Below are 25,096 nucleotides of genomic sequence, written 5' to 3' on the forward strand. Positions count from 1 at the left end.
TGTAAAGTTACTAATTTTAAACATAAAAAAACCACCTCAAAAGAGGTGGTTTTTAAAAAAATTAATTTCTAACTTAATTAGAAGTTATATCTAACAGAAGCATTCCATGTTCTACCCCAACCAAAGTAACCTTGATTGTTTACATTAATTCCTTTCCAAGTAGCATCTCCTGCACCTACAGTATTTGCTGTTCTTAAATCAGATAAATATACTTCGTAAAATAAGTTGTTTACGTTTAATCTAAAGTTTAAAGTTTTGTCTTTTTCTTCACCAACTTTAAGTCTATAAGAGATACCTAAATCTGCAATATCATAAGAAGGTAATTCTAAGTTTTCTTTTACAGCTCCTACACTAGCATATAAACCGTCGTAGAATCTCCAATCGAAATCTACAGAAAAATCATCTGTAATTTTATAGTCTAAACCAAATCCTAAAGTAAATTGAGCAGCATCACCAACTTTACCTCCGTCTATATCTTCATTTGTTTCAGAAATAATGTTTTGATTTTCATCTTGTACTCTTGTAGTAGCACTTCCTTTATATTCCCAATCTCCAATAGAAGTAAATCCTTTAAAGTCTAATTTATCATTAAATAATCTAGCTTTAAAATCAATTTCTATTCCTTGGTGTAATTGTTCAACTCCAAAGTTTAATGTATTTTGTACAATACCACCCGTAGTTCTTGAAGAGTTTACAACTCTATTTTTCCAAGAAGTTCTATATAAGTTAACGTTTGCAGTAAAGTTTTCTTTAGCAAAAGAATAACCAGCTTCTAAACCAAGAATGTCTTCGTTTTGGCTAAAAGGATTGATGTAGTTGTTATATGTAGAAAACATGTTGTCTTGGTAAGGTTGACGAGAATAAACCCCAACGTTAGCAAATACTTTATTGCTTTCATTTATAGTATAACTACCACCAGCTTTTAAGTTATAACCGAAGTTACTTACTTTTTCAGAATCTTCAAATGCTGCTTCATAGTCATATCTATCAAATCTTTGATTATATTGTTGTGACGCAGAACCTTGGAAGAATCCAGAAAATTTATCAGTTGCATACTCTAATTGAGTAAATACACCTAAGTAAGAAATTCTTTCACTACTATCATAATCAATTCTTTGGCTTTCGCTAGCTGAATTAAACATTGTATCCCAAGGATTCGCTTTAAAGCTTTCTGTTGCAACAACAGTTACACTTGTACCATCTGCAAGATGATCTGCACCTTTTAATTTTCTGCTCTCTGACCAAGAATTTAAACCTCTAAAGTTTTCTACTTGTCTAAAGTGAGTACCATAATAAGATCTTAAATCAGCTCCTAAATTCCAAGTTAAGTTATCATTGATTTTTTTCTCAAAATTAGATACCATACCGAACCAACTATGATTATTCATAGAAGCTCTAGTAATATAACCTTGATAGTTTTGAGAATCTACAACAGAAGCATTAAGGCTATATATAGCATCATAATCTATTTGACCTTGAGAGTTAAGGTTTACATAAGCTCCTCTAGGACCTGTTCCACCACCTTTACCAAAAGATGCGTATAATACTGTAGATAAGTTAGCTGTTTCGCTAATTTTATAATCCCAGTTTAAATTCATTACAGGTTTGTGGTAGAAGTTTGTTCTTTCTGACATATAGTTACCTTGGTAAGTACCCCAGTTACTATTGTACTTTCTACCATATTGTAAATAACTTGATATACTTTTACTAAAATTTTGATCGTGTGTTTGTGGAGCACCCGTTAACAAGAAGTTAAAGTTATGTGTTTCGTTCGGTGTATATCCAAAAGAAATAAAATACGTTTGACCTTGACCTTGTGTTCCATCACTATATCCATCACCTTCCCAGTGAGAAAGCATTACAGAAGTAGCAAAACCACCTTCAGATTTTCCTGTATTATAAAAAGCTGTAGTTTTAAAGTAAGCATCATTAGCAAATGCTGTAGAAACATAACCTCCTGCTTTTTTACTTGTAGTTTTTGTTACAAAGTTAGTTGTACCACCTACAGAAGAAATTGCTAATTTAGAAGCACCTAAACCTCTTTGAATTTGAATTGCGCTAGCAATATCATTAATTCCAGACCAGTTAGACCAATACATCTTACCATCTTCCATACCATTAATTGGTTGTCCGTTTAATAAGTACGCAGTGTTGTCTTGTTGAAATCCTCTTACAGAAATTCTAGAATCTCCAAAACCTCCAGATTGACCAGCAACATACACAGATGGTGTATTTACTAAAGTCATTGTAACGTCTTGTGTTCCAATTTTTTTCTGAATTTCTGCAGCTTTAATTGTAGATACTGCAACTGGTGTTTTTCTTCCACCTGCTAAATCAACAACTCCTTTTCCAATGATTACAACTTCATCTAAAGAATCTTCATCCTCTTTTAATTGAATTGTACCCACATTAGTTTTTCCAGAAGAAAAAGCTACTTCAATTTTTTTGTAACCTATAAAAGAGATTACTAAAACACCCGAATTAGAATCAGCTGTTAAGGTAAATTTACCGTTGAAATCAGTTTCTGTTCCATTGGTAGTTCCTTTTACAAGAACACTTGCTCCAGGTAAAGCTTGGTTAGCTTCATCTACAACAGTACCTGTAATTTTAGTCTGTCCTAAAATCGTAGTTGTTGCAAAGAACAATGCTACGAGTAATAAATTTTTAAAATTTTTCATTTTTAATTTATATGTTATTAAATGTTTTGCAAAATTCTTGTTTTTAAGGCATTGCAATGTTAATTTAATGTTAAGTTTTAACAAAAAATTATGATACTGAAAAGTAATAAAAAAGTTAGTTTTTAACTGTAAGTCAATATTTTACATATTAACAATTTTGTTAACACAAAGATTCTTTTTTGTTAACTTTATGAAAGTCTCATATAGACAGACTTATTTTTCTAGCTGTTCAATAGTTTTTTAGCCAATTCCTTACCTAGTTCTACACCAAATTGATCATAACTATAGATGTTCCATAGAATTCCCTGTGTAAAAATTTTATGCTCGTACAGCGAGATTAATTTCCCTAAAGATTTAGGAGTTAATTTATCAAATAAGATTTTATTGCTTGGTCTGTTTCCTTCAAAAACTTTAAAAGGTAAAAGTTGATTAATCTTAGCTTCATTACCAGAAAACTTTAATTCTAAATGCACTTCTTCTTTTGTTTTACCAAAAGCCAAAGCATCCATTTGGGCATAATAGTTTGCCATTAGTTTTTTATGATGATCTGTTAAACCATATAAAGATTCTTTATAACCAATAAAATCTGCTGGAATTAATTTGGTTCCTTGATGTACTAATTGCATAAATGCATGTTGCATGTTTGTACCAGTACTTCCCCAAACTATTGTTCCGGTTTGATAATCTACTTTTTCACCATTTCTATCAATACCTTTCCCGTTACTTTCCATTATTGCTTGTTGCAGGTAATCTGGAAGTTTCTTTAAATATTGAGAATAAGGTAAAACAGCTTCTGTTTCTGCTAAATAAAAATTATTATACCAAATACTAAGTAAAGCTAAAACAACAGGAATATTTTTGTTAAAGTCTTCGTTTTTAAAGTGAAGATCCATTTCTTCTGCCCCTTCTAAAAGGGCTTTAAAATTATCAAATCCTACAGATAAACTTATAGATAAACCCACTGCAGACCAGAGAGAAAAACGCCCTCCAACCCAATTCCACATAGGAAAAACATTTGCTTTATCAATTCCAAAATTATCTACTGCTTCTAAATTTGTTGAAACGGCTACAAAATGTTTAGGAATATCAAAGATAGTTGCAGATTTTAAAAACCAATTTTTTATAGTTTCTGCATTGGTAATTGTTTCTTGTGTGGTAAATGTTTTAGATACTATAACAAATAATGTTGTTTCTGGATCTAATCTTTTAATAATTTCGGAAACGTGATCACCATCTATATTTGAAACAAAATGTGTGGTTAATCTATTTTTATAATATTGTAAAGATTCAACAACCATATCAGGACCTAAATCCGAACCTCCAATACCAATATTTACAATATCTGTAATTTGTTTTCCAGTATAACCTTTCCACTTTCCAGAAATCACCTTATTAGAAAAACTTCTAATTTTTCTTAAAGCAGTTTGTATTTTAGGCTTAATATCTTTTCCGTCAATTAAAATAGGTTCATCAGAACTGCTTCTTAAGGCAGTATGCAAAACTTCTCTACCTTCTGTAACATTAATTTTTTCTCCTAAAAATTGTTTTTCTATAGCGTCTTTTAAATCAACTTCATTTGCTAATTCTACTAACAAGTCTAGGGTTTCTTTAGTAATTCTATTTTTTGAAAAATCGACTAGTAAATCATCAAAATAAATTGAAAAATCTTCTTTTCTATTTACATCTTTACAAAGTTCTTTAATGTTTAGGTTTTGAGCCTCATTAAAATGGTTTGTTAATTTTTTCCAGGCGTTAGTTGTAGTTGGGTTGATGTTTTTTAAAGCCATTTTTTAATTTTGTACAATTTCTTTTGTAATTATTTTTGGTTCTGGAACCTCTAGTTGTTTGTAATCCAATTGATATTTAAGGGTTTTAATAAACTCTAAATATTTTGGTTTTAAACTTTTCTTTAAAGGTTCTGCCGCTGGTAATTTTTGTTTAAAAGGATCTACTTCTCTACCATTTTTCCAGAAACGATAACAAACGTGTGGCCCTCCTGTATTTCCTGTCATTCCTACCCAACCAATTACATCTCCTTGTTTTACGTATTGTCCTTTTTTAACTTTACGTTTTTTCATATGTAAATACTGAGTAGAATAGGTATTGTTGTGTTTTATTTTTACATAATTTCCATTCCCACCTCTTCTTTCAGATTTAATTACAGTTCCACTTGCTGTAGCTAAAATTTCAGTACCAATATTTGCAGCAAAATCTGTACCTCTGTGAGGTTTAATTCTATTACCATAATATGCAATTCTTCTTTTTAAATTATACCTAGAAGAAATTCTATATTGAAATTTTATAGGTGATTTTAAAAACTGACTACGCAACATATCTCCTTTTTCATTATAGTATTCTGGAATTCCTTGTACAGAGTCCGCTATAAATCTAAAAGCATATAAATCTACTCCATTATGTTTAAAATAAGCAGCTTTTACTTTTCCATAACCTGCAAAAAGAGAATCTTTAATATACTTCTCTTCAAATATCAATTTAAAGGTATCTCCTTTTTGAAGTTTGTAAAAATCTAAAGTCCAGGCGTAAATATCTGCAATTTCATACATTAAATTTGCTGATAAATGTAAGCTGTCCATAGAGTTAGAAAAATTAGAATAAATTTTTCCTTCTACAATTCTCTCTATTGTTTTTATAGGTTGTAAGTAGGTGTGTGCTTTAATTATAGAGTCAGAAAAATCGACAACGGTAGCTTTAATCTTATTGTCTTTATAAATAAAAACTTTTGCTTCTTCTAGAGAATCTTTACTTGCTAAAATTGTGTAAGGCTTACCGGCTCTAACTCTTCTAACATCAAAAACATCTTTTATTGAACTTGCAATTTTATTTATTTTTGGGTAATAAACATGATGTCTGTCTAAAATTGCTCCAAAACTTTCTCCGCTTTTAATAGTGTCTTGAATTACTTTAAAATTTTCAATTTTATACCCGTACCTGTATTCTGGTTTTTTTTCTATTTTCGGAACAATTATGGGTTTTATTTCATCTTTCTTGCACGATAAAAAAGATAGAATTAGAACTAAAAGGAGTGTTGTATTTTTCAAGAAACTTAAACTATTAGGTGTAGCTTTCAAAAGTACAAATAAAATTGATTTATTTTTAATCTATTTGATGAAGTTCCTATAACGGTTTCGTTAAAGTTTTCTAAATTTAATCTTCTTTTTTTCTAAATGGATTTGCTAAACCTTTGTAAGCTTCTAGTTCTGCTCTTAAAGAACCAACAGAAAGGGATGCTTTCATTTTAATTGGAATTTTATTCTCATCGTCTGTTATCCAGATAGTTACACTTTCTTGTGCTTTAAAAACTCTTCCAGATTGAACCAATGGTCTAAAAATTAAAGAATTGACTTGTCCAAATTTAGTTCTTAAAACCTCTCTTCCTAAAAATCGAAGCTTAAAAGGATATATCTGAGAATCCATAAACATATCTATAGAAATTTCTTCTCCTTCTTTTAATGTATCTAAATTTTGATTTCTTAAATAATAAAAGGAAGAAAGCATATCTTGAACATTGACAAAAGCAACAGAAGTATCTTTTTGTTTGATAAAATCTTGAACGTATGCTTTTTTTGTTTTGTAATTAAATGATGTTATTCTGTGTTTTTTATAACCTCCTTCATCTATTTTCCTTCTAAATTGATAGGGTTTGATAGTATCTTTATCAAAGAAAGACTCATAGACATCATCTACCTTAAAAAACCATTTTATCATACCAGAAGTCCAACCACTACCTTTTGTATGAAAAACTCTTTTTCCGTTAAAACCTCTCTCTTTTACTTCTAAAATGGCAGTTCCTGCTCTTAAAAAGCCACTATAACTCATTTTATAACGCAACCATTCTCCACCTTTAAAAGCTTGTTTTTTTTCTTGACCAAGTACAGAAAAAGTTAGTACTAAAACTAAAATTGTTACGATATATTTTTTCATAGGAAAACCAAACTTATAAAAAAGTAATGACAATTACCGTTCCAAAATGAAAAAAAGACATTTACAAGCAGCTTGTAAATGTCTTTTTAACTATTATTTAATATACTAAAACGTACCCCAAGTTTCTATTTCTTCTTTGCTCCATAAGTATGGATAAAAAATTCTTCGTTGGTATTTTGGATGTAAATACTTACGCCAACTACTTCCTCCTGTTGCTTCAAGTTCTTTCTCATCTCCTCCTAAATACTTGCCCGCAGCATGATAATGAGCTAAAGTCCATTTTACATTTACCGTATGATCGTAATGACGCATTGCCTTGATTAACTCTTCGTTTTCTTGAACCTCTTTTGGCAATTGCTTAAATTTTTTAGATAAATTACAATCATTATAATCTTCCATAAAATCTATAAAATCTCCCATATACTTTTTATCAAAAAGTTTTATTAAGGTTGATTTTTTTCCTGTTTTATGATTTACTCCTGCTGCTTGCCAATACAAATGATCATATGCGTTTTTAAATGATGAATTTCTATCTATAGTATCTCTATACCTAACATCAATTAGGTTAATTAGTTCTGTAGAAGCAAATTCAATTTTTCTATATTGAGCAGATTGAAATCCACTAGCAGGAGTTAACGTATTTCTAAATTTCAAATATTGCTCTTTTTCCATTCCATCTCCCATTACCGTAAAAGAACTACACAACATATCAAAATACCTACTAATTCTCATTAAATGCATCGAGAATCTATCTGCTGAAATATCTATAGGTTTAGCTACTTGATCAATTTCCCACAAAATCATTTTAAACAACAATTCATTAACCTGATGATACATAATAAACACCATTTCATCTGGTTGTGTTGTTCTAGGGGTTTGCAATCCTAAAAGTGCATCTGTTTGGATATAATCCCAATAAGTAATTGGCGTACTCCAAAGCAATCCTTCTAGCATAGAATCTAAAGGAACTCCAAGTTTTTCATACTTTTCTTCTAAGGCTTTTAAAATCTCGTCTTTACTCATTTTGATATTTTATATTATTAAAATTTACTTTTTCTATACTATTATAAAAAGTATATTTTATGAGAAAGGTGATTTTATGTTTTTAAAGTCTTTATCCATATTTCCCTTTTTAAGAAGGTAAAAAAGAACCAAGAAAAAAGAAATGTATTCTTATTTCTTGGCTCTAAGGTCTTAATTCTATTTTTCTATAAGGTTCCTCTTTTTTCTTGCTCTCTTTCTATCGATTCAAACAAAGCTTTAAAGTTTCCTGCTCCAAAACCTCTTGCCCCCATTCTTTGAATAATTTCAAAAAACAATGTTGGCCTGTCTTCTATCGGTTTGGTAAATATTTGTAATAAATACCCTTCTTCATCAGCATCAATCATAATACCCAAACCTTTTAACTTTTCGATATCTTCTCCTAATTCATGACTAAATTCTTCTAATCTTCCAGGAACTGATTTATAGTATTCTTCTGGTGGTGTAGATAAAAATTCTACACCATTTGCTTTTAATTGAGAGACAGTTTTGATAATATCATCTGTGGCAACGGCAATATGTTGTACACCTGCACCTTCATAAAAGTCTAAATATTCTTCAATTTGAGAACGTTTTGCTGCTTTTGCAGGTTCGTTTATTGGAAATTTAATTCTACCATTTCCGTTAGACATTACTTTACTCATTAATGCAGAGTATTCTGTGTGAATTTGCTTGTCATCAAAAGACAAGAAATTCTCAAACCCCATAACATCTTCATACCATTTTACCCAAACATCCATTTGATTCCAACCAACATTACCAACCATGTGGTCTATATATTTTAAACCTGCAGTTGGTGGATTGTAATCCGATTCCCATTTTTGGAAGCCTGGTAAAAAAGCGCCGTTATAATTTTTACGCTCTACAAACATGTGTACTGTTTCTCCGTAGGTGTAAATTCCTGCTCTTACTACCTCTCCATGTTCGTCTGTTTCTACAGTTGGTTCCATATAAGATTTTGCTCCTCGAGAAGTTGTTTCTTCATATGCTTTTCTTGCATCTTCTACCCAAAGCGCAACAATTTTCACACCATCACCATGTTTTACAATATGATCGTTAATTGGCGATTTGCTATTTAATGGAGTTGTTAGCATCAACTTTATTTTGTCTTGTGTTAACACATAACTCACCGAATCTTTAGAACCCGTTTCTAATCCACGATACGCATGCGATTGAAAACCGAATGCTGTTTTATAAAAATGCGCTGCTTGTTTTGCGTTACCAACGTAAAACTCAACGTAATCTGTTCCTAGTAATGGAAGGAAATCTTGTGCTCCTTCAAATATTTTTTCTAAACCGTAGTTTACTGATTTTATTTCTTTTTTACTCATGATGTTTTGTTTTTTGACCTTATAAAAAGGCTTAATATAGCTGTTAACTATTTGATTATTAATCTATTTAACCCTGATTGTAGCGGCATTCTTTTTAATTGTCAGTTCGAGTGAATTTGCTTTTTTTCAAATTTGTATCGAGAATAAAATTAAAAAAATATAGCGAAAAGCAGGAAATAGCTTCTAATGTTTATTTTCTTCCAACCAAGATTTATAATACTCTTCATCGGCAATTTTCATTGCTTCTTCTGTAACCATTAAAGGCTTAAAAGTATCTACCATAACAGCTAATTCTTCAGTTTTTGTATGACCAATACTGCGTTCTGTTGCACCTGGGTGTGGACCATGTGGAATTCCTGCTGGATGCAAGGAAATATGACCTTGATCGATATCATTTCTACTCATAAAATCGCCATCTACATAGTATAAAACCTCATCAGAATCGATATTACTGTGATTGTAGGGTGCAGGAATTGAGTTTGGATGATAATCGTACAAACGCGGCACAAAACTGCAAATTACAAAGGCATTGGTTTCAAAAGTTTGATGTACTGGTGGTGGTTGATGAATGCGTCCTGTAATAGGTTCAAAATCATGAATTGAAAATGCGTATGGAAAATTATAACCATCGTATCCTACCACATCAAAAGGATGTGAAGCATAAATCATTTCTATAATTTCACCTTGTTTTTTTACTTTGATTAAGAAATCTCCTAACTCATCATAGGTTTCTAATTCCTCTGGACGACGTAAATCTCTTTCACAAAAAGGTGAGTGCTCTAATAATTGACCAAACCAATTTCTATAACGTTTTGGCGTGTACACTGGCGAGTACGATTCAACGATAAAAAGGCGATTATGTTCGTCATCGAAATCTAATTTGTAAATAATTCCACGAGGAATTACTAAATAATCTCCGTATTTAAAATTGATATTTCCGAGGTGTGTTCTTAACTTTCCGGTTCCTTTATGTATAAAAATAACTTCGTCTGCATCTGTATTCTTATAAAAATAATCTTTGGTAGATTGTTTTGGTGCTGATAGAATAATATTACAATCAGAGTTGGTTAAAACAACTTTTCTGCTTTCTAAATAATCATTTTCTGGTGGGACTTGAAATCCACGAAAACGATACGATTGTATATTATTAGCTTTCGCTATTTTTGGTTTTACAGAATACTGTTTACGAATTTCTTTGACCATTGTGGGTCTGTGCTCGTGATACGAATTGGTAGACATTCCGTCGAAACCAATAGTACCAAACAATTGTTCGTAATATAAACTTCCGTCTTTTTTACGAAATTGCGTGTGTCTTTTGGGTGGAATTTCTCCTAATTTATGATAAAAAGGCATGTTTTTTATTTAATGATTCAACTTTTACTTGATAAAAGAGATCCTAAACAAGTTCAGGATAACAACAAGATGTTCATCATTCTGGATTGCGTTTTATCAAAAATTTTAAATGTGATAGTAAGTCTAAATACATTTTTTTAGAGCTTTAAAATTGCTAGCTCTACAAATATACAGAAAGTTTCAATGATTTTTAACTTTCTGGAGCTAGTTCTATTTCTAACCCATCAAGTTCTGGAGTAATCGCTATTTGACAACCCAATCTACTATTGTCTTGAACGTGAAAAGCTTCTGCTAACATCATATCTTCGTCAATTCCCATTTCTGGCAATTCGTGATCCGATTTAACATAACACTGACAAGATGCACACATTGCCATTCCGCCACAAATACCAATGGTTCCTTCTGGAGCTAATTCGTAAGAACGTACCACTTCCATTAAATTCATGGCCATATCTGTTGGCGCAAGAATTTCGTGAAGTGTTCCTTCCCTATCTGTTACTTTTATAGTGATATCTGGATTCATTAGTCTATTTTCTTAACAACTGCTTTCGGTGCTTCTTTTCTGGTTCCATCAAAACCATCTACACCACCTACCGTTGTATATTTCATTACGTATTTCTTATCAGGGAAAATTCGTTGAAATGCACTTTGACACATCAACGTTGCTTCATGGAAGCCACAAAGGATTAACTTTAATTTTCCTGGATAGGTATTTACATCTCCAATAGCGTAAATTCCTGGTATATTAGTTTGATAGTCTAATGCGTTATCTACTTTAATAGCATTTTTCTCTATCTCTAATCCCCAATTTGCAATGGGACCCAACTTTGGTGACAATCCAAATAGAGGAATAAAATGATCTGTTTCTATCGTAAATTCTTCTCCACCATTTTGAACAACAGAAACTCCTTCTACTTTATCTTTACCAATAATTCCTTTAACTTCCGCAGGTGTTATCATTTTAATTTTACCTGCATCTTTTAATTCTTGTACTTTTTCAACAGAATCTAAAGCGCCTCTAAATTCATTTCTTCTATGAATTAATGTAACCTCAGCTGCGATGTCGGTTAAGAAAATAGACCAATCTAAAGCAGAGTCTCCTCCTCCAGAAATAACTACTTTTTTATTACGGTACATTTCTGGCTCTCGAATCATGTACTCTACACCTTTATCTTCAAAATTTACGATGTTTGGAATTGGTGGTTTTCTAGGCTCAAAAGAACCTAATCCACCAGCAATTGCAACAACTTTTGCTTGATGTTTTGTACCTTTATTGGTAGTAACAATAAAGGTTTCGTCTTCTTGTTTTTCAATTGTTTCTGCACGTTCTCCTAAGGTAAATCCTGGTTCAAATTGCTTAATTTGCTCCATTAATTTTCCTGTTAAATCTCCTGCTAAAATTTCTGGATATGCAGGAATATCATATATGGGTTTCTTAGGATAAATTTCTGAACATTGCCCTCCAGGTTGCGGTAAAGCATCTATTAAATGGCAACGTAATTTTAACAAACCAGCTTCAAAAACCGTAAATAACCCTGTTGGTCCTGCTCCTATAATTAGTATATCTGTTGTAATCATTCTGTTCTTAAAAATCGAGTAAAAATAAAGGTAGATATTTAAATAAAAACTGACTTTTATCAGTTATAAAACATTAATTACTTCTTCTATTTGAGGCGCATACTTTTTAATAGTAGCTTCAACACCATTTTTTAAAGTCATTTGATTTACAGAACAACCTGTACAAGCGCCTTCTAATTGTACTTTTACAATAGAGTCTTCTATAGAAAGTAGTTTGATGTTCCCTCCATCACTCATTAAAAAAGGACGAATTTCATCTAATGCCTTTTCAACATTGTTTAATGTTTCTTCTGCTGTCATAAATCAAGTTTATTTTGTGCTACAGCCACTCATTGTAGTTATTCTTACTACTTCTGTTGGTGGTAGATTTGCGTTTCTTTTTAATAATTCTGAAACCATTTCTTTAGTGATATCTTTAAAAGAATTTTCTAAAATAGTTCCTTCTTGCAAAGCAACAGGATGCCCAACATCACCAGCTTCACGAATACTTTGTACTAAAGGAATTTCTCCTAAGAACTTTGTTTTAATATCTTCTGCTAGGTTTTTTGCCCCGTCTTTACCAAAGATATAATATTTATTCTCTGGTAATTCTTCTGGTGTAAAGTATGCCATATTTTCTATAATTCCTAAAACTGGCACATTAATACTTTCTTGCTGAAACATTGCAACTCCTTTTTTAGCATCTGCTAAAGCAATATTTTGCGGTGTACTTACTACTACAGCACCATTAATTGGTAGCGCTTGTACAATTGATAAATGTACATCTCCTGTTCCGGGAGGTAAGTCAATTAAAAGAAAATCTAATTCACCCCAATCTGCATCAAAAATTAATTGATTTAATGCTTTAGAAGCCATTGGTCCACGCCAAATTACTGCTTGATCTGGATTTGTAAAAAACCCTAAAGACAGTAATTTTACCCCGTAATTTTCTACAGGTTTCATTTTAGAACGCCCGTTTACATTTACAGAAAGTGGTTTTGCTCTTTCTACATCAAACATTAAATGCTGTGATGGCCCGTAAACGTCAGCATCTAAAACACCAACATTAAAACCCATTTTAGCTAAAGAGATAGCTGTATTAGCTGTAATTGTCGATTTTCCAACCCCGCCTTTTCCTGAGGCTATGGCTATAATGTTTTTAATATTAGGAATTTCTTTTCCCCTAATTTGATTAGGATTCTCTTTCGGAGCAGAAGCTACAACCTTTACATTCACTTTTACAGTAATATTTTTATCAATATTTGTGTGAATTGCTTTTGAAATTTCTGTTTCTATTTTCTTTTTTGCCTGTAATGTTGGATTACTAATAGTAACATCTACAATTACTTCGTTACCAAAGGTTACAACATTTGTTACATTATTGTTTTCTATTAAGCTTTTACCTTCTCCTGGCGCAGTAATAGTTTCTAACGCTTTGTATATATCTTGTTTTTTAAAACTCATTTCGAGATTTTAATTAGGATTAATTCTAAATTCCAAAGATACATTTTAGTCATTAGAAAATAAAGCGTTTAGATATTGAATATTTATCAGCGAATAGGCACTACTTATTATAAGGTTTGGCAAAAACTGAATAAAAACAACCTATACTAAATTGAATTATTCTCACATATGTTTATGTATTTATATGAATTATTCATATTTTAAATACATTTTATTGACATAAATTTAACATTATAAATATTTTTTATGAAAATAATAATAAAATTTTTCTTACATTTGAAAAACACTTAATCCCCCAATTATGAAAAATACAATTAAAACATTCGGTATTGCAATCTTATTCTTAGCAACCACAATCAATTTTTATAGTCAAGACATTGCAATGACTACTTCAGAAAGAGACACTCAGGTAACCTACTCTAGTGACACAGTAATTACAAACACTGCTCTAAAAGAAGGTACCTACACCTACAGATTAGGCTCTAATGACGTTATTGTTTCTATTAAAGGAGACTACTACACAGAGTATTACCCAAATAATGAATTTATAAAAGCTAAAATCAACTGGACATCTGAAGATGAGTATACACTTACAATTGTAGATTTAAAAAAGAAAAACATTCCTTTTAAAGCAGGAACAACGTTAAACACTAAAATAACAAAGGTTAAAGGTAATAAGTATTATTATAAATCTGATTTACAAGATTTATCTTGGACAGGAAAATTTAAAAAAGTAGATGACGATCTTCTTGAAGAATAAAACTTTCTTAAAACAATAAAACACAAGCCTATCATTTAAGTGATAGGCTTTTTTATTATTAAGAAATAAAAAAGCTACAACTCATCCATAGGGTTCCAGAAGATTTTATCAAAATTTTGAATCTGATTTTCTACCACAACAACTCCTTCATTTTCTAATAATTGTTGCATGAGGTTTGTACCATCAAAATGATGTTTCCCTGTTAGGATCCCTTTTCTATTTACAACTCTATGCGCAGGAACATCTTCTAAATCATGTGCTTTATTCATAGCCCAACCAACCATTCTTGCAGATCTTGCTGTACCTAAGTAAGTGGCAATTGCTCCGTAACTAGTTACTTTTCCAAAAGGAATTAAACGAGCAACCTCATATGTTTTTTCAAAAAAATTTTCAGTTTTTTTCACAAAGTAAAGATAGCTTGTTTCGAATTATAATAAATGCTCTAAATCTAAACAAAGGATTCTTTAAAAAACTAATACTTTAACTTAAAACGAATATAAGTAATTGGTTTTCCTTTTTCTAAATATTGTTTTTCGTAGAAAGTTTGTGTAGAAGTTACTTCTTCTGGAGCGCCTTCGTTATGATAAACATTATGATTAGCGTGTAAAATTTCATGACCTTCCCCATGTAATAAACCTAAAGTATAACCGTGCATAAATTCGCTGTCAGTTTTTAAGTTCATAATACCATCTTCTTTTAAAATATGATTATATTTTTTTAAGAATTGGGTATTTGTCATTCTATGTTTAGTACGCTGATATTTAATTTGTGGGTCTGGAAAAGTTATCCAAATTTCATCAACTTCATTTTCTTCAAAAATAAAATCTACCAACTCAATTTGAGTTCTAACAAAAGCCACATTTTCTAAATTTTCTTCAATTGCAGTTTTTGCCCCTCTCCAAAAACGAGCACCTTTAATATCTATACCTATAAAGTTTTTATCCGGATTTTTTTGAGCCAAGGCAATAGTGTACTCTCCTTTACCACAACCTAATTCTAAAACAATTGGATTTTTATTATCAAAAAAAGAATGCCACTTCCCTTTTAGAGAAAAATTATTTAAAACCTCTTCTCTTGTTGGTTGAATGACATTTTTGAACGTTTCATTTTCTTTGAAACGTTTTAGTTTGTTTTTGCTTCCCAAAGTGTAAAATTATGCTCTGTCTTCAGTTCCTTCTTTTAAAAACTTACGAGATTCTTTCATCCAATAAGCAAATAAAACTAAAAGTACTACTAAAAAACCCCAATTTATTGCATTAGATGTCCACCAACCTGCATCAGATAAGGCTACATTTAATCGTAACCACTTAAAAGGAACAAATAAAAAATCAGTAAATAAACTACCAATCCATCTAAAAATATTGCTTGCTATCATAACTTAATTATCTTTACGTTGCAAAAATAACAAAAGAAACAATGCTAGCCAATTTTTTAAACAAATCAAAACCCATCAATTTTATTGTTTTGTTGAGTTTATTTTTTTTAGGGTTTTGTCGTGTTTCTTTTTCAACCGTGTTAGCAGGTAGTTTTTCCTTGGATAAATTGCTAAATAGTTGCTTGTATTTAGGTATCCTTTTAAGTCTTTTTTTCTTTTACAATTTTATTGTTTCTAAAAATAATTTGACATACGATAATTCTTATGCTTTCTTTTTTTTTACCATTTTATTATCATGCATACTTCCCGAAATACTTAGTAGTAATGTATTGATTTTAATACTATTACACTTTCTACTACTAAGAAAAATTTATAGTTTCCACTCTTCAAGAAAAATTATTCAAAAACTATTTGACAGTGGTTTTTGGCTTGGAGTAAGTTTTATAATAGACCCCTATTTCTTAATCTTTGGGGTGTTAATTTTTAGTGCTATTTTTTTATATCAAAAAATTACTATTACAACACTTTTAACACCTGTTATCGGTTTTATTACCCCAGTAATACTTTATTTTTCTTATTGTTTTTGGTATGACAATACTGAAGATTTTATTGCTCTATTTACTTTTAAAATTGATTTTACAGAAGAATTCCTCATAAAAAGCAAGTACACCTGGTTACTTTTAATCATTTTCACACTAACTTTTATGTCTGTTCTAATAAAAACCCCAAAAGCTTTAAGTGTAAATAATATTTTTAAAAAAAGTTGGCTTTTACTTATTTTCCATCTCCTAATAACTACTGTGTTTTTTATTATTTTAGGAAGCAATAATGAAGATAAAATTGCTTTTTTAATATTTCCTGTATCCGTTATTTTAGCAAATGGATTAGAATTAATAAAAAACAATCTTTTTAAAAACAGTGTAATTTATATGCTTTTATTAAGTTTTATACTTTGTACTTTTTTCTTATAACTTAGTTCCAAAAGCTAAATCCCCAGCATCTCCTAAACCAGGAACGATATAACCCTTATCATTCAAATTATCATCAATAGCTGCTATCCATAAATGTGTATTCTCCGGAAACTTGTCTTTAATAAAGGAGATTCCTTCTGTAGAACCAATAACAGCAACAATATGAATTTCTTTAGGGGTGCCATACTTTTTTATAGCTTCATAAACCGCTACTAAAGATTGACCTGTGGCTAACATTGGGTCGGCTAATAACATTGTTTTACCTTCAATCGCAGGAGATGCAAAATATTCTACAACAATTTCAAATTCTTCATTATTATTAGGGTGATGACGGTACGCAGAAATAAATGCATTTTCGGCATCATCAAAATAATTTAACAAGCCTTGGTGCAATGGGAGTCCTGCTCTTAATATAGAGCATAAAACAACATCTTTTTTAGGTAGACTTATTGTTTTATTTCCCAAAGGAGTAGTAACTTCTACATCTGTAAAAGTTAAGTTTTTACTTAGTTCATATCCTAAAACCTCTCCTATTCTTTCAATATTTCTTCGAAAACGTAAAGAATCTTTTTGGATTGAAACATCTCTAATTTCTGCTATAAATTTATTAAGAATTGAATTTTCTTCTGCAAGATAATGGATTGTCATTTTTCTAAAATTAGAAAACAAATGTAAACTAATTGCATAAAAGATGTATCTTGTACACACAAAAAATCAATATTAATTAATAACAAAAATCAAAAAAATGGGAATATTTTCATTCATTAAAAATGCAGGAGCAAAAGTCTTTGGTATAGGAAAAACAACCGAAGAAGAAAATGCTGAAAAATCAATGCAGTTAAGAAATGCCATCACAAATCTAGAATTAGAAGTTACAGATTTATCTATAGAGGTAAATGATGATGCTGTAAAAGTATGGGGAGAAGCTTCAGATTTAGCAACAAAAGAAAAAGTTGTTTTAGTGGTTGGTAATACAAACGGTGTTGCTTCTGTAGAAGACAATATGTCTGTTGCAGAAGTTGAAGAAATTGAAGAGGCTGCAATGGCGCAATTTCACACAGTAGAAAGCGGAGATACATTAGGTAAAATTGCAAAAGAATATTATGGAAACGCAATGAAGTATCCTGTAATTTTTGAAGCAAACAAACCTATGTTATCACATCCAGATAAAATTTACCCTGGTCAGGTTTTAAGAATTCCACCTTTAGTGGACTAACCAAAAGTTAATCAACCAAAGTGAAAAGAGTTTCAAGTTTTTGAAACTCTTTTTTATGCGATAAATTTAAATTTTATCACCAACTTTGCACTCTAATTTTAGAGTCTATTTTCTAATGAACCAAAGAACATTAGCATTAATTGCCGTTTCTATAGCTACGTTAATCTACGGAGTAACTTTTACCATTGCCAAAGATGTAATGCCTACTTATGTTAAGCCTTATGCTTTTATTTTATTAAGAGTTTCTGGAGCAACGTTGGTATTTTGGACTGTTGGTTTGTTTGTAAGATCTAAAAAAATAGATAAAGGAGATTATAAAAAAATATTACTAGCTTCCTTTTTTGGTATTACTTTAAATATGCTTGCTTTTTTTAAAGGCTTAAGCTTAACAACACCAATAAGTGCCTCTGTAATGATGGTAACCTCGCCAATAATGGTACTTGTTTTTTCTAGCATTTTGATAAAAAAAGCAATTGGAAAACAAAGAATTTTAGGTGTATTTATAGGCTTAGTTGGTACTATTTTATTAATTACTTATGGAAATTCTGCTGAAGGGAATAATACAAATAGTAATTGGGGAAATTTTTTAGTATTCATAAATGCAGCATCTTACGGTTTGTACCTGGTGTTGGCTAAAAATCTTATTTCCAAATACCATCCTGTTGTTTTTGTAAAATGGCTGTATTTATTTGGATTGTTTTTTGTAATTCCTTTTGGATATGGAGAATTAACCGAAATTGTTTGGCAAGAAATTCCTTCTAATATTTATTGGAATATTGGCTTTGTGGTTATTTTCACTTCTTGTATTACCTATCTTTTTAATTTATATGGTTTATCAAAATTAAAACCTACAACTGTAAGCGTTTTTATTTATTTACAACCCGTAATTGCTACTATTTATGCATTAATTGTAGGTAGCGATTCTTTAAATCTTGTTAAAATTTGCGCTACTCTACTTATCTTCTTAGGTGTATATTTGGTTACTAAACAAGTAGAAAAATCTACGAAATAAAGCTATATTTGCAACTCATTTAAAATCACGATTGTATGATTCAATCTATGACAGGTTATGGAAAATCTGTATTACAGTTACCAACAAAAAAAGTAACTATAGAAATAAAATCTTTAAACAGTAAAAACTTAGATTTAAACGTTAGAATTCCTTCTTATTACAAAGAAAAAGAATTAGACGTTCGTAAAAAACTAGCCTCTGCTCTAGTTAGAGGAAAAGTAGATTTCTCTATTTTTATAGAAATGACAGCAGATGAAACTTCTACAACCATAAATCATGGAGTTGTAAAAGAATATATGCTACAGCTAAGAAACGTTGTGCAAACAGGTACTTCAGACGATGTTGAATTATTAAAGATGGCCGTAAGAATGCCAGATGCTTTAAAAACAGAACGTGAAGAATTAGATGAAAATGAATGGAATCTTATCAATCAAAATATAGATATTGCTATTACAGAAATAGTACAATACAGAATTGATGAAGCAGCTTCTTTAGAAATAGATTTTAAAGAAAGAATTGCTAATATTAAGACCTATTTAGAAGAAGTAAAAGCTTTAGATAGCGAAAGAGTTGAAAACGTTAAAACACGCTTAAAAAAGGCAATTGACGACTTAAAAGTAGAAACAGACGAGAACCGTTTTGAGCAAGAATTGATTTATTATTTAGAAAAACTAGATATAAATGAAGAAAAAGTTCGTTTAGCAAATCACTTAGATTATTTTTTACAAACATTGGCATCCGAAGATTCTAATGGTAAAAAATTAGGGTTTATTGTTCAAGAAATGGGAAGAGAAATAAATACAACTGGATCTAAAGCAAATTTTGCACCTATGCAAAAAGCGGTTATCCAAATGAAAAATGAGTTAGAGCAAATTAAAGAACAGATTTTAAACGTATTGTAAATGTCAGATTTTAAAGGAAAATTATTTGTTTTTTCAGCACCTTCAGGATCCGGAAAAACTACCATAGTTCGTCATTTACTTGAACAAGAAAGATTTAATTTAGCCTTTTCCATATCTGCAACCTCTAGAGAACCAAGAGGTTTTGAAAAAGATGGAAAAGATTATTATTTTATATCACTAAAAGAATTTAAAAACAAAATTAAAAACGATGAGTTTTTAGAATGGGAAGAAGTTTATCGAGATAATTTTTATGGCACACTTAAGAGTGAAATAGAAAGAATATGGGCTTTAAAAAAACATGTTATTTTTGATATTGATGTAGTTGGAGGCTTAAGAATTAAGAAAAAATACCCAAAAGAAACTTTATCTGTTTTTGTAAAACCACCAAGTGTAGATGAATTAAAAATTCGTTTAAAAAAACGCAAAACAGAAAGCGAAGAAAAAATAAATATGCGAATTGCTAAAGCTTCTGTAGAACTTGCAACAGCACCACAATTTGATAAAATCATAAAAAATTACGTCTTAGAAGATGCTTTAAAAGAAGCAGAAGATTTGGTAAGTGATTTTTTAGAACTAAATAAAAATAAAGAATAAAGAAGTCAGAGTATCCTCTTTCTTCTATCATCTTAAAAAAAATGAAAATCGGTTTATACTTTGGTACATTTAACCCAATTCATGTTGGCCATTTAATTATTGCCAATCATATGGTTGAGAATTCTGATTTAGAGGAAATTTGGATGGTGGTAACGCCACACAATCCATTTAAAAAGAAAAGTTCTCTATTAGAAAACAATCACAGGTTTGAGTTAGTTTATAGAGCAACAGAAAATTACTCAAAAATTAAACCCTCAAATATTGAATTTAAATTACCTCAACCCAACTATACAGTACATACATTAGCACATATTTCAGATCTACATCCAGAAAATGAATTCTGTTTAATTATGGGAGAAGACAACCTAAAAAGCTTTCATAAATGGAAAAACTATGAAGTTATTTTAGAAAATCATCATATTTATGTGTATCCTAGGATTGCAGAAGGTAAGGTAGAGAGTCAATTTTCAAATCATTCAAAAATTCATAAAGTTGATGCACCAATAGTACAAATTTCATCAACCATGATTCGTAACGGAATTAAAAACAAAAAGAACATACAACCCTTACTCTCTAAAGAAGTTTGGGAATATATAGATGAAATGAATTTTTACAAAAAATAGTTTCACTATTTTTACGTTATATATTTGAAAAAAATCAAAAACTAGTTTTGGCTAAAAAAAATAAAAAAAAAGGAAAATTAAAACAAAAACTAACAGATAAATATCGATTAGTTGTTTTAAACGAAAATACTTTTGAGGAACGTTTTTCTTTAAAATTATCTCGTTTAAACGTATTTGTTTTAGGCGGGTTTTTTTCAATTTTATTAATTGCAGCAACAACTGTTTTAATTGCTTTTACACCAATCAAAGAATATATTCCTGGCTATTCATCATCAAAATTAAAAGCAGACGCCGTTTCTGCAACCTTTAAAGCAGATTCCTTAAAAATTGAACTCGAATATTTTAAAAATTATCTCAATAGTTTAAGACCTATTTTAACTGGTGAAGTTAACACAGAGAGTTTCGATTCTATACAAATAGAAGCAAGACATAGAGTTATTGATGAAAGCAAATTAAACGCAACAAAAGAAGATTCTTTATTTAGAGAAAAAATAGAAAGTGAAGATCGTTTCCCTATTTTAAACACCTCAAAAAGCAATTTAAAAATTGTCTTTTTTGCTCCTGTTTCTGGAACAATATCTCAAAATTTTGATATCAAAACAAAACACTTTGCTGTGGATATTGTAGCTAAAGTGGGTACCCCAATAAAAGCAATTGCAGACGGAACCGTTCTTTTTTCTGGTTGGAGTACAGAAACAGGTTATGTTATTATTTTAAAACATAGCAACGATTATATTTCTGTATACAAACACAATGGAACCTTATTAAAACAACAAGGTGATTTTGTAAAATCTGGAGAGGTCATTGCAAGCGTTGGCTCTACAGGAGAGCTTACAACAGGGCCACATTTACATTTCGAACTTTGGAGTGGCGGTTATGCCATAAATCCAACAAATTTTATAGATTTTAAATAATGAGCGTAAAATCTGTTTTTGCAATTCCTTTTGCTAAAATTGCAACAAAAAGAGTTTTAAAATGGGCTAAAAAACCCCATAAAACTCAGGATAAAGTTTTTAAAAAATTAATTTCAAGCGCAAAGAATACTGCCTTTGGAAAAGATCATGATTTTAAAAACATTACTAATTATGATGATTTTAAAAAACGCGTAAAAGTTACAGATTACGAAGGCTTAAGATCTTATGTAGATAGAATTGTAGCAGGAGAATCTGATGTTCTTTGGAAAGGAAAACCTCTTTATTTTGCAAAAACATCTGGCACAACTTCTGGTGCTAAATACATCCCCATTACTAAAGAGTCGATGCCAACGCATATCAAAGCCGCCAGAAATGCTTTGTTATTCTATATTGTTGATAAAAAAGATGCTAGCTTTGTAAATGGAAAAATGATTTTTCTTCAAGGAAGCCCTATTTTAGAAGATAAAAACGGTGTAAAACTTGGAAGATTAAGTGGAATTGTAGCGCATTATGTGCCTCAGTATTTATTAAAAAACAGGTTGCCAAGTTGGGAAACCAATTGTATTGAAGATTGGGACACCAAAGTAAATGCCATTGTAGAAGAAACCATTAACGAAGATATGTCTGTTATTAGCGGAATTCCTTCTTGGGTACAAATGTATTTCGAAAAATTAATTGAAAAAACAGGAAAATCTGTTTCCCAATTATTTCCAAATTTTAATTTCTTTATTTATGGAGGTGTTAACTTTGAGCCTTATAAAAATAAATTTGAAAGTTTAATTGGCAAAAAAATCGATTATATTGAATTATATCCTGCATCAGAAGGATTTATTGCTTATCAAGATTCTCAAACAGAAAAAGGAATGTTACTCCAGTTAGACTCTGGAATTTTTTATGAGTTTATTCCTGCTACTGAATTTTTTAACGAAAATCCAAATAGAATTTCTTTAAAAGATGTTCAAATAGGAATCAATTACGTTATCATTTTAAATACAAATGCAGGACTTTGGGGATATAATATTGGAGATACTATAGAATTTACATCAACAAAACCTTATAGAATTAAAGTTACAGGTAGAATAAAACACTTTATTTCTGCTTTTGGAGAACATGTAATAGGAAAAGAAGTAGAAAAAGCTTTAAATGATGCTATTTTAGGAACAAACATTAATGTAAGTGAATTTACGGTAGCACCACAAGTAAACCCAGAAAGTGGTTTGCCTTATCATGAATGGTTTATAGAGTTTGAAAACGAACCCAAAGATTTATCAATTTTAGCCACAAAAATTGATGCTTCTATGCAGTCACAAAATGTTTACTATTTAGATTTAATTGAAGGAAAAGTTTTACGCCCTTTAATTATTAGAAAAGTTAAAAAAGGTGGTTTTCATGAATATATGAAATCTATTGGTAAATTTGGCGGACAGAATAAGATTCCGCAATTATCAGATAATAGAAAAATTGCAGATGTTTTAGAAAATTTTTTAATAAAAGAATAAAATTAAATTAGATAAAATGGGAGGAGACTTTTTATTTTTAGGATTAGCAATAGCATTAGTAATTGTATACTTTTACAACAAATATAGAAACAAGCGTCGTTAATGAGCACAATTAGAATTACTAAACAGTTTAATTTTGAAACAGGTCATGCACTTTATGGCTATGATGGAAAGTGTAAAAATGTTCACGGACATTCTTACAAACTTTCTGTAACAGTTTCTGGAAAACCAATTACAGACCATACAAACGTTAAATTTGGAATGGTAATTGACTTTTCTGACCTTAAAAAAATTGTAAAAGAAGAAATTGTAGATGTTTTTGACCATGCTACCGTTTTTAACAAAAACACACCTCATATTGAGTTGGCAAAAGAATTAAAAGAAAGAGACCACCATGTTATTCTCGTTGACTACCAGCCAACTAGCGAAATGATGGTAATTGATTTTGCAAAAAAAATAAAGAATCGTTTACCAGAAAATATTAATTTGTTTTCTCTAAAATTACAAGAAACAGAATCTTCTTTTGCGGAATGGTTTGCTAGCGAAAATTAAAAAAATTATTTTCCATTAAAAGTGTTCATGGTATTATTTAACCCTGCTGTTCCAAAAGAAGTAATAACTTTTGCAGAAGTAGGCAAACGCTCTATTAATTGACTTGTTTCTTCTTTACTCCACTCTCCTAAAACAAAATCTACTTGTCTTCCTTTTGGGTAATTTGCTCCAACTCCAAATCTAAAACGCGCATATTGTTGAGTGTTTAATTTTTCTTGAATATCTTTTAATCCATTATGCCCACCAGCTGAACCTTTTGCTTTTAAACGAATGGTACCAAAATCTATATTGACATCATCTGTAACAATTAGAATATTCTCTATAGATATTTTCTCTTTGTCCATCCAATATTTAACCGATTTTCCACTTAAATTCATAAAGGTACTTGGTTTTAATAAAACAAATGTTCTTCCTTTAAATCGAAAAGTAGCAACGTCTCCTAATTTTTCGGTTTCAAAAGTTACATTGTGTTCTTCTGCAACTTCATCAACAATTTTAAAGCCAATATTATGACGCGTGTTTGTATACTTATCACCAATATTTCCTAAACCAACAATTAAAAATTTCTTCATCAATTCTTCTTTAGATTCAACTTTTGTACCAAAAAAATTAAACAATAAACTTCTTAAACTCATTTGGTAAAATACTAAAATAAAAAAAGCGTTACAGATTTGTAACGCTTTTGTAAATTATGTTTGCAAAATTTATTCTGCTGCTGCTTCAGGAGCTGCTGCTTCTGTTTCGTCTTCTTCCACTACTGTTGCGTTACGAGAAGTTCTTACTTGAACTACAACAGTATTATCTGGGTGCATAAATGTATAATCATCATTAAATAATGAAGTTACAAATAATTTATTTCCAATTTTTAATTTAGAAATATCTGCAGTAACAAAATCTGGCAAGTTAGCAGGTAATGCTTTTATTTTTAATTTACGATTTGTAAAACGTAAAGAACCTCCATTTAAAACTCCTGGAGAAGTACCTGTTAATTTTACAGGAATGTTCATTGTTACTTCTTTATCATCAAATAATTGATAAAAATCTACGTGTAAAATTCTATCTGTTACAGGGTGAAATTGAATGTCTTGTAAAATCGCTCCTACTTTTTGTCCATCAACATTAATACTTGCTGTATAAACGTTTGGAGTAAATACCAAGTTTTTAAACGCTTTTTCTTCTGCTGAAAAGTGTATTGGGTTTTCTCCTCCGTATATAACGCAAGGAACCATACCAGCATTACGTAAGGCTTTAGTAGCTACTTTACCCACGCTTTCTCTTTTTGATCCTTTAATTGTAATTGATTTCATTACTT

General features: G+C 30.3%; 27 protein-coding genes. 10 read left to right on the forward strand and 17 right to left on the reverse strand.

Annotated features, from left to right (window positions below; genetic code table 11):
• Positions 1–77: 77 nt before the first annotated feature.
• The 11 genes from MC378_RS11960 to MC378_RS12010 form a co-directional block, all read right to left on the reverse strand.
• Positions 78–2,678 (reverse strand): TonB-dependent receptor, encoded by a 2,601-nt coding sequence (locus tag MC378_RS11960; RefSeq protein WP_242178995.1) that lies wholly within the window; start codon positions 2,676–2,678, stop codon positions 78–80.
• A 221-nt stretch (positions 2,679–2,899) separates the two neighbouring features.
• The gene (pgi, locus tag MC378_RS11965; RefSeq protein ID WP_242178996.1) at positions 2,900–4,465 is read right to left on the reverse strand and encodes a glucose-6-phosphate isomerase; all 1,566 of its coding nucleotides are present in this window, start codon (positions 4,463–4,465) and stop codon (positions 2,900–2,902) included.
• Between the two features lie 3 nt (positions 4,466–4,468).
• Positions 4,469–5,737 (reverse strand): peptidoglycan DD-metalloendopeptidase family protein, encoded by a 1,269-nt coding sequence (locus MC378_RS11970; protein WP_242178997.1) that lies wholly within the window; start codon positions 5,735–5,737, stop codon positions 4,469–4,471.
• Positions 5,738–5,843: 106 nt separating this feature from the next.
• Positions 5,844–6,620, reverse strand: coding sequence for a DUF3108 domain-containing protein (locus MC378_RS11975; protein WP_242178998.1), 777 nt, complete (start codon positions 6,618–6,620; stop codon positions 5,844–5,846).
• Positions 6,621–6,725: 105 nt separating this feature from the next.
• Positions 6,726–7,643, reverse strand: a complete 918-nt coding sequence (locus MC378_RS11980; protein ID WP_242178999.1) for a tryptophan 2,3-dioxygenase family protein — start codon at positions 7,641–7,643, stop codon at positions 6,726–6,728.
• 185 nt (positions 7,644–7,828) lie between these two features.
• Positions 7,829–8,992 carry a 4-hydroxyphenylpyruvate dioxygenase gene (gene hppD, locus MC378_RS11985; RefSeq protein ID WP_242179000.1) on the reverse strand — a complete coding sequence of 388 codons (1,164 nt, stop codon included), beginning with the start codon at positions 8,990–8,992 and terminating at the stop codon, positions 7,829–7,831.
• A gap of 183 nt (positions 8,993–9,175) precedes the next feature.
• Positions 9,176–10,345, reverse strand: a complete 1,170-nt coding sequence (locus tag MC378_RS11990) for a homogentisate 1,2-dioxygenase (RefSeq protein WP_242179001.1) — start codon at positions 10,343–10,345, stop codon at positions 9,176–9,178.
• A 190-nt stretch (positions 10,346–10,535) separates the two neighbouring features.
• Positions 10,536–10,868: a 2Fe-2S iron-sulfur cluster-binding family protein gene (locus MC378_RS11995; RefSeq protein ID WP_242179002.1), complete on the reverse strand. Its 333-nt coding sequence runs from the start codon at positions 10,866–10,868 to the stop codon at positions 10,536–10,538.
• Positions 10,868–11,923, reverse strand: a complete 1,056-nt coding sequence (locus MC378_RS12000; protein ID WP_242179003.1) for an NAD(P)/FAD-dependent oxidoreductase — start codon at positions 11,921–11,923, stop codon at positions 10,868–10,870. Before MC378_RS12000 ends, MC378_RS11995 begins: the two co-directional genes overlap by 1 nt.
• A 63-nt stretch (positions 11,924–11,986) precedes the next feature.
• A complete protein-coding gene (locus tag MC378_RS12005; RefSeq protein WP_242179004.1) occupies positions 11,987–12,223 on the reverse strand; it encodes a NifU family protein in 237 nt (78 codons plus the stop codon).
• A 9-nt stretch (positions 12,224–12,232) separates the two neighbouring features.
• Positions 12,233–13,366 (reverse strand): Mrp/NBP35 family ATP-binding protein, encoded by a 1,134-nt coding sequence (locus MC378_RS12010; RefSeq protein WP_242179005.1) that lies wholly within the window; start codon positions 13,364–13,366, stop codon positions 12,233–12,235.
• Between the two features lie 301 nt (positions 13,367–13,667).
• On the opposite strand from MC378_RS12010, the gene MC378_RS12015 reads away from it, so the two are divergent.
• Positions 13,668–14,126, forward strand: a complete 459-nt coding sequence (locus MC378_RS12015; protein WP_242179006.1) for a hypothetical protein — start codon at positions 13,668–13,670, stop codon at positions 14,124–14,126.
• A gap of 74 nt (positions 14,127–14,200) precedes the next feature.
• On the opposite strand, the gene MC378_RS12020 is transcribed toward MC378_RS12015, so the two are convergent.
• The 3 genes from MC378_RS12020 to MC378_RS12030 form a co-directional block, all read right to left on the reverse strand.
• Positions 14,201–14,530: an MGMT family protein gene (locus MC378_RS12020; RefSeq protein WP_242179007.1), complete on the reverse strand. Its 330-nt coding sequence runs from the start codon at positions 14,528–14,530 to the stop codon at positions 14,201–14,203.
• A 68-nt stretch (positions 14,531–14,598) separates the two neighbouring features.
• The gene (gene trmB / locus MC378_RS12025; RefSeq protein WP_242179008.1) at positions 14,599–15,270 is read right to left on the reverse strand and encodes a tRNA (guanosine(46)-N7)-methyltransferase TrmB; all 672 of its coding nucleotides are present in this window, start codon (positions 15,268–15,270) and stop codon (positions 14,599–14,601) included.
• Positions 15,271–15,279: 9 nt separating this feature from the next.
• The gene (locus MC378_RS12030) at positions 15,280–15,501 is read right to left on the reverse strand and encodes a DUF6341 family protein (protein WP_242179009.1); all 222 of its coding nucleotides are present in this window, start codon (positions 15,499–15,501) and stop codon (positions 15,280–15,282) included.
• Between the two features lie 41 nt (positions 15,502–15,542).
• Between MC378_RS12030 and MC378_RS15485 the strand changes: the two genes are divergently transcribed.
• Positions 15,543–16,472, forward strand: coding sequence for a DUF6427 family protein (locus MC378_RS15485; RefSeq protein ID WP_420851010.1), 930 nt, complete (start codon positions 15,543–15,545; stop codon positions 16,470–16,472).
• Here MC378_RS15485 and upp read toward each other — a convergent pair.
• A complete protein-coding gene (upp, locus tag MC378_RS12035; protein WP_242179010.1) occupies positions 16,467–17,120 on the reverse strand; it encodes a uracil phosphoribosyltransferase in 654 nt (217 codons plus the stop codon). The two genes, MC378_RS15485 and upp, sit on opposite strands and share 6 nt — an antisense overlap.
• Before the next feature lie 97 nt (positions 17,121–17,217).
• Here upp and lysM point away from each other — a divergent pair, with 97 nt between their 5' ends.
• From lysM to MC378_RS12075, 8 genes are all read left to right on the forward strand, one after another.
• The gene (lysM, locus tag MC378_RS12040) at positions 17,218–17,688 is read left to right on the forward strand and encodes a peptidoglycan-binding protein LysM (protein WP_242179011.1); all 471 of its coding nucleotides are present in this window, start codon (positions 17,218–17,220) and stop codon (positions 17,686–17,688) included.
• Between the two features lie 115 nt (positions 17,689–17,803).
• Positions 17,804–18,700: a DMT family transporter gene (locus MC378_RS12045; RefSeq protein ID WP_242179012.1), complete on the forward strand. Its 897-nt coding sequence runs from the start codon at positions 17,804–17,806 to the stop codon at positions 18,698–18,700.
• Positions 18,701–18,735: 35 nt separating this feature from the next.
• A complete protein-coding gene (locus tag MC378_RS12050) occupies positions 18,736–19,602 on the forward strand; it encodes a YicC/YloC family endoribonuclease (RefSeq protein WP_242179013.1) in 867 nt (288 codons plus the stop codon).
• Positions 19,603–20,196 (forward strand): guanylate kinase, encoded by a 594-nt coding sequence (gmk, locus tag MC378_RS12055; protein WP_242179014.1) that lies wholly within the window; start codon positions 19,603–19,605, stop codon positions 20,194–20,196. It abuts the gene before it with no gap.
• Positions 20,197–20,237: 41 nt separating this feature from the next.
• Positions 20,238–20,819, forward strand: coding sequence for a nicotinate (nicotinamide) nucleotide adenylyltransferase (nadD, locus tag MC378_RS12060; protein ID WP_242179015.1), 582 nt, complete (start codon positions 20,238–20,240; stop codon positions 20,817–20,819).
• Between the two features lie 47 nt (positions 20,820–20,866).
• On the forward strand, positions 20,867–21,733 hold the full coding sequence (locus MC378_RS12065; protein ID WP_242179016.1) for a M23 family metallopeptidase: 867 nt from the start codon (positions 20,867–20,869) through the stop codon (positions 21,731–21,733).
• The gene (locus tag MC378_RS12070; protein WP_242179017.1) at positions 21,733–23,232 is read left to right on the forward strand and encodes a GH3 auxin-responsive promoter family protein; all 1,500 of its coding nucleotides are present in this window, start codon (positions 21,733–21,735) and stop codon (positions 23,230–23,232) included. The genes MC378_RS12065 and MC378_RS12070 overlap by 1 nt, the downstream gene beginning before the upstream one ends.
• A gap of 102 nt (positions 23,233–23,334) precedes the next feature.
• On the forward strand, positions 23,335–23,784 hold the full coding sequence (locus tag MC378_RS12075) for a 6-pyruvoyl trahydropterin synthase family protein (RefSeq protein WP_242179018.1): 450 nt from the start codon (positions 23,335–23,337) through the stop codon (positions 23,782–23,784).
• Positions 23,785–23,789: 5 nt separating this feature from the next.
• On the opposite strand, the gene pth is transcribed toward MC378_RS12075, so the two are convergent.
• Both pth and MC378_RS12085 read right to left on the reverse strand, forming a co-directional pair.
• Positions 23,790–24,356 (reverse strand): aminoacyl-tRNA hydrolase, encoded by a 567-nt coding sequence (gene pth, locus MC378_RS12080; protein ID WP_242179125.1) that lies wholly within the window; start codon positions 24,354–24,356, stop codon positions 23,790–23,792.
• 132 nt (positions 24,357–24,488) lie between these two features.
• On the reverse strand, positions 24,489–25,091 hold the full coding sequence (locus MC378_RS12085; protein WP_242179019.1) for a 50S ribosomal protein L25/general stress protein Ctc: 603 nt from the start codon (positions 25,089–25,091) through the stop codon (positions 24,489–24,491).
• Positions 25,092–25,096: the final 5 nt, after the last annotated feature.

The organism is Polaribacter marinus (assembly GCF_022662535.1).
GTDB classification, from domain to species: Bacteria; Bacteroidota; Bacteroidia; order Flavobacteriales; family Flavobacteriaceae; genus Polaribacter; species Polaribacter marinus.

Excerpts from the sequence above, each read along its gene's own strand:
- MC378_RS11960 (WP_242178995.1), bottom strand. The coding sequence starts at position 2,678 with ATGAAAAATTTTAAAAATTTATTACTCGTAGCATTGTTCTTTGCAACA.
- pgi (WP_242178996.1), bottom strand. The coding sequence starts at position 4,465 with ATGGCTTTAAAAAACATCAACCCAACTACAACTAACGCCTGGAAAAAA.
- MC378_RS11975 (WP_242178998.1), bottom strand. The coding sequence starts at position 6,620 with ATGAAAAAATATATCGTAACAATTTTAGTTTTAGTACTAACTTTTTCT.
- MC378_RS11980 (WP_242178999.1), bottom strand. The coding sequence starts at position 7,643 with ATGAGTAAAGACGAGATTTTAAAAGCCTTAGAAGAAAAGTATGAAAAA.
- hppD (WP_242179000.1), bottom strand. The coding sequence starts at position 8,992 with ATGAGTAAAAAAGAAATAAAATCAGTAAACTACGGTTTAGAAAAAATA.
- MC378_RS11990 (WP_242179001.1), bottom strand. The coding sequence starts at position 10,345 with ATGCCTTTTTATCATAAATTAGGAGAAATTCCACCCAAAAGACACACG.
- MC378_RS11995 (WP_242179002.1), bottom strand. The coding sequence starts at position 10,868 with ATGAATCCAGATATCACTATAAAAGTAACAGATAGGGAAGGAACACTT.
- MC378_RS12000 (WP_242179003.1), bottom strand. The coding sequence starts at position 11,923 with ATGATTACAACAGATATACTAATTATAGGAGCAGGACCAACAGGGTTA.
- MC378_RS12005 (WP_242179004.1), bottom strand. The coding sequence starts at position 12,223 with ATGACAGCAGAAGAAACATTAAACAATGTTGAAAAGGCATTAGATGAA.
- MC378_RS12010 (WP_242179005.1), bottom strand. The coding sequence starts at position 13,366 with ATGAGTTTTAAAAAACAAGATATATACAAAGCGTTAGAAACTATTACT.
- MC378_RS12015 (WP_242179006.1), top strand. The coding sequence starts at position 13,668 with ATGAAAAATACAATTAAAACATTCGGTATTGCAATCTTATTCTTAGCA.
- MC378_RS12030 (WP_242179009.1), bottom strand. The coding sequence starts at position 15,501 with ATGATAGCAAGCAATATTTTTAGATGGATTGGTAGTTTATTTACTGAT.
- MC378_RS15485 (WP_420851010.1), top strand. The coding sequence starts at position 15,543 with ATGCTAGCCAATTTTTTAAACAAATCAAAACCCATCAATTTTATTGTT.
- upp (WP_242179010.1), bottom strand. The coding sequence starts at position 17,120 with ATGACAATCCATTATCTTGCAGAAGAAAATTCAATTCTTAATAAATTT.
- lysM (WP_242179011.1), top strand. The coding sequence starts at position 17,218 with ATGGGAATATTTTCATTCATTAAAAATGCAGGAGCAAAAGTCTTTGGT.
- MC378_RS12045 (WP_242179012.1), top strand. The coding sequence starts at position 17,804 with ATGAACCAAAGAACATTAGCATTAATTGCCGTTTCTATAGCTACGTTA.
- MC378_RS12050 (WP_242179013.1), top strand. The coding sequence starts at position 18,736 with ATGATTCAATCTATGACAGGTTATGGAAAATCTGTATTACAGTTACCA.
- gmk (WP_242179014.1), top strand. The coding sequence starts at position 19,603 with ATGTCAGATTTTAAAGGAAAATTATTTGTTTTTTCAGCACCTTCAGGA.
- nadD (WP_242179015.1), top strand. The coding sequence starts at position 20,238 with ATGAAAATCGGTTTATACTTTGGTACATTTAACCCAATTCATGTTGGC.
- MC378_RS12070 (WP_242179017.1), top strand. The coding sequence starts at position 21,733 with ATGAGCGTAAAATCTGTTTTTGCAATTCCTTTTGCTAAAATTGCAACA.
- MC378_RS12075 (WP_242179018.1), top strand. The coding sequence starts at position 23,335 with ATGAGCACAATTAGAATTACTAAACAGTTTAATTTTGAAACAGGTCAT.
- pth (WP_242179125.1), bottom strand. The coding sequence starts at position 24,356 with ATGAAGAAATTTTTAATTGTTGGTTTAGGAAATATTGGTGATAAGTAT.
- MC378_RS12085 (WP_242179019.1), bottom strand. The coding sequence starts at position 25,091 with ATGAAATCAATTACAATTAAAGGATCAAAAAGAGAAAGCGTGGGTAAA.